A 4,153-nucleotide genomic window follows, 5' to 3' on the forward strand; every position below is an offset into this window, starting at 1 on the left:
TGAGCCGCACCACAACTAGTGCGGCTCTTGAGTTTGAAGAGACTGTTAGTTCATCACCCTACCATTTGCCTGCTGGCACACTCCTAAGGCAGAGTCATTATCGGCTCGAAAAAGTCCTAGGAGAAGGGGGATTTGGCATTACCTACCAAGGAATTTACCTACCTAACTCTGCTAAGGTTGCCATCAAAGAACTCTGGCCAGAAAAAGCAGCTAGGATTGGTAAAACCATTACTTGGCCCCCTTCTATTGCTCCGATTGACCGACAACGACAACTCCACAAATTTCAGTTAGAAGCCAGTTACTTACAAAAATGCTCCCACCCTAATATTGCTCAGGTTTATGATTGGTTTGAGGAGAATAATACTGCCTATTTAGTCATGGAGTTGATCTCTGGAAAGTCCTTATACAAAATCTTACAACAAGAAGGTGTTCTTTCGGAAGAGAAGCTCAAGGGCTATTTTATCCAAGTAGCAGAAGCCCTAACCGTTGTTCACTCTAATCAACTATTACACAGAGATATTAAACCTGATAATATTCTAATTGATCACCAAGATCGAGCCGTATTGATTGATTTCGGTGCTACTAAAGAATTCATGGCCGGTCAAACCCGTGAAATGAGTGTAACCTTGTCACCAGGATACGCTCCTCTTGAGCAATACAGTTACCGGAGTAAGCGTTGGCCAGCTACGGACATCTATGCTCTATGTGCTTCAATGTATGAGTTACTCACTGGTGAATTACCAGCTCAAGCTACGGAAAGGGCTGGATCAGAAACGTTAATTCCACCACGACAGTTAGCTCCTCAGATTACACCCCAAACTGAGCAGGTGATCTTAACTGGAATGAGAATGAAGGTAGAGGAGCGATTTCAGACAGCCGAGGAACTGATTGATGCCTTCAAAGGCAAGTTTGTTTCTCCCAGTCAAAGGAAAGCGTGGGGATTACTTAAGCAAGGAAAGTTAGCAGAGGCGGTTCAAGCTTATCAACAGTGTCTAACTAATCAGCCAAACCATGGTGAAGCTGCCGTTGAACTAGCCCTAGTCCAGATGCATCTCAATGATGCTCAGGCTGAGGTGGCAGCAGAAACAGCGATTCGACTACAACCAAATGATGGCAGGAGCTATGGGGTTTTAGGACTGGTAAATTGCCGTAAATCAAATTGGTCAACAGCGGTAAAACAGTTGCAACAAGCAGCAGACTTAGCTCCCCAAGAGGTTTGGATACAAGCTAATCTAGCTTGGGCATGGGGAAAGCTTGGCAATTGGCAACAGGCAGAGTCTGCTGTTTCCAAGGCACTACACATTGATAGTAACTGTACCGATACTTTTTAGCTACCAAAATCTAGAAAGCAGATTTTAGCCCACTAATGCAAGCTGCTCTCGCAGCCAGGGGGTATCTCCCAAGGCCAAGATAGGTTTTGTTCCGCTCTTGGCGCAATTATCTGTGTTTAATAGAAAACGCAACCACTATCATTAAAGCTTTGGTTTTCGGCTTCAATTCAAGGAACCAGAATGTTTTCAATGACACTATAAAACCAATCAAAGTCTAACATATTTTTGTAGATACTGCAAGATATTTGGATAAAATCGTCAACAGTGGCTAGCCTTTGCCCTAGGGTTACAAGCGTGGATTAATGTCAATCAACAGCAATGGAAACGAGCAATTCGGGCTGCTACCCAGGCACTGTTCAAGTCAAAACAGGCTCAGTCTAGGGAATCCCAACAACTACAACAATGGATATATCCCTATTTAATCATTGCTTTGGAAAAGGCAGTTGTTACCAGGCAGTCTAGGGACGTGGAGCGCCGGATTATAGAGTTTACCACTCAAGTCCCCGATAGTGCAGTTGCTTGGGGATTGAAAGGTTGGAAGCAAGCTGTGCAAGGGTTGTGGACTGAGGCTCTGGCCAATTTTGAGCAAGCCAGCCAGAAAGCAGACGTTCCTAGCTGGGTATCCCTGAATCAAGGAATCACTCAGGAACACTTGCAGAATTATCAAGGTGCTATCCAAACCTATCAAGCCTACATTCAGAAATTTCCATCTGATGCCTTTGCTTTATTCCGTCTAGGCACTTTACTAGGAAAAGTCGGACAATGGGCACAAGCACGCTCCCATCTGGAAAAAGCCGTGCAGTTAAAACCAGACTATGCTGAAGCTTGGCATAACTTAGGTTGGGTTTTACTGAACATCAGAACTGTGGATGGTCAGGTTGAGAATTTTCGTCCCCTTTTGTCCGCCTATCGTCAAGCATCTGAATTTTACGTGCAACAGTACCAATCGGAATTAGCTGGAGCAATTAGACAAGCCTTTGAAATAGCTGGGGTTGAGCTTTAGATAATTTCTATACAGGAGCGTACAAATTTTGTATCCATTCCCATTCTTGGGCTAAACCTTCGGATAGGGATACCTGAGGTTGATAACTTAGCAGGGTTTTGGCCTTGGTAATGTCTGCTGCCGTGTGACGTGCATCTCCTTTGGCTTTTTCGATGTAGTTTTTCTTAATGGGATGTCCAACAATTTGTTCAATGGTGTCGAGAACATCCGCTAGCACCACTCGGCTACCACCACCAACGTTAAACACTTCCCCAACAGCACCTGGTTTATTACCTGCAGCCAGATTCGCCGCTATGATGTCTTTGATGAAGGTGAAGTCTCGGGTTTGCTTTCCGTCACCATATATGCTAATGGGTTCATCGGTAAGAATCGCTTTTAGGAATTTGTGAAATGCCATGTCTGGGCGCTGCCTGGGTCCATATACGGTGAAATAGCGTAAGGCAGTAACGGGTACACCAAAGTTATGGTAATAAAGTAAGCATAGGTGTTCTGCAGCTAGCTTGGTTACCCCATAGGGGGAAACCGGTTGGGGAAGAATGGTTTCAGATGTCGGTAGGGCTTCGGCATTACCATAAACTGAAGAGCTGGAAGCGTAGACTAATCGGGTGAGATGTTTGGCATCTTTGGCAGCTTCGAGTAGGATTTGGGTAGCATTAATATTGCGCTCGGTATAATCCCGAAAACCATCCCCCCAACTGGCACGAACTCCAGCTTGTGCTGCTTGATGATAAACTACCTCTACATCGGTGAGGAGCGATCGCCAATCCAAGGTCTGAATATCACTTTCGATTAACTCAAAAGCGGGATGGTCTTTAAAATTTTGAATATTCCGGCGTTTTAGCTTGGGATCGTAATAATCGTTAAATTGATCAATACCAATCACTCGCTCACCTTGATTCAAAAGGGCTTCTACTAAGTTAGAACCGACAAAACCCGCAGCACCCGTAACGATATTAATAGCCATAAAATTTAATATTTAAAACTATTGGTTAAGCTTTGGTCAGACTAGTTTATTTTTCAATGTATATTAAATCTAGTCTGGCATACTATTTTAAATAGTTACAAATTTTTTTTTTGGTAAAAATGGATTCAATACTTTGGTAAGCTCATAGAATAAGATAGACTATTCAGCACAGAGTTTACAAAGAAAGTGAAGATTTTGGTAATTGGCAATGGGGGAAGGGAGTACGCCCTTGCTTGGAAGCTACTGCAATCTCAAAGTATTCAGCAGGTGATATGTGTTCCTGGTAATGGTGGCACCGCTACACTAAGAGGTTGCCAAAATCGTTTATTAAACGTTCAAGATTTTGATGGAATTGCTGAGTTTGCTCTGGTTAACGATATATCTCTAGTGGTGGTTGGTCCAGAACTACCACTGTCTTTAGGTATTACAGACTATCTCCAAAGTAAACATATCCCTGTATTTGGTCCGACCCAGGAGGGAGCGCAAATTGAGTCGAGTAAGTCTTGGGCCAAGGATTTGATGCAGTCAGCTGGTGTTCCTACCCCAAGTTTTGCTGTGTTTACGAAACCAGAACCAGCATTGGCTTATCTCAAAACCCAGGTAGCACCGATTGTGGTCAAAGCCGATGGCTTAGCAGCGGGTAAGGGGGTAACTGTTGCGGCTACCATAGACGAAGCAGAAACGGCTGTGCAGTCACTCTTTCAGAATGGGTTTGAGACGGTAGTGATTGAAGAGTGTGTCACCGGTCAAGAAGTTTCGGTTTTGGCTGTTACCGATGGCTTGACGGTTCGTCCCTTACTACCAGCTCAGGACCATAAGCGAATTGGGGAAGGGGATACCGGTCCGAATACCGGA

3 protein-coding genes and 1 pseudogene are annotated in these 4,153 nt (G+C 44.2%); 3 read left to right on the forward strand and 1 reads right to left on the reverse strand.

Annotation, left to right across the window (positions count from 1 at the left end; all coding sequences use genetic code 11):
• On the forward strand, window positions 1-1,331 hold a 1,331-nt coding region (locus tag F6J99_RS42620), incomplete at its 5' end, for a serine/threonine-protein kinase (RefSeq protein WP_293122865.1).
• A 430-nt stretch (window positions 1,332-1,761) separates the two neighbouring features.
• Window positions 1,762-2,334, forward strand: coding sequence for a tetratricopeptide repeat protein (locus tag F6J99_RS42625; RefSeq protein WP_293122868.1), 573 nt, complete (start codon window positions 1,762-1,764; stop codon window positions 2,332-2,334).
• A 7-nt stretch (window positions 2,335-2,341) separates the two neighbouring features.
• Here the strand turns inward: F6J99_RS42625 and F6J99_RS42630 are convergent, their stop codons facing one another.
• A complete protein-coding gene (locus F6J99_RS42630; RefSeq protein ID WP_293122871.1) occupies window positions 2,342-3,298 on the reverse strand; it encodes an NAD-dependent epimerase/dehydratase family protein in 957 nt (318 codons plus the stop codon).
• Window positions 3,299-3,484: 186 nt separating this feature from the next.
• On the opposite strand from F6J99_RS42630, the pseudogene F6J99_RS42635 reads away from it, so the two are divergent.
• Window positions 3,485-4,153, forward strand: a pseudogene (locus F6J99_RS42635) (ATP-grasp domain-containing protein); the annotation flags it as partial.

This window comes from Moorena sp. SIO4G3 (genome assembly GCF_010692305.1).
Classification (GTDB): Bacteria; Cyanobacteriota; Cyanobacteriia; order Cyanobacteriales; family Coleofasciculaceae; genus Moorena; species Moorena producens_A.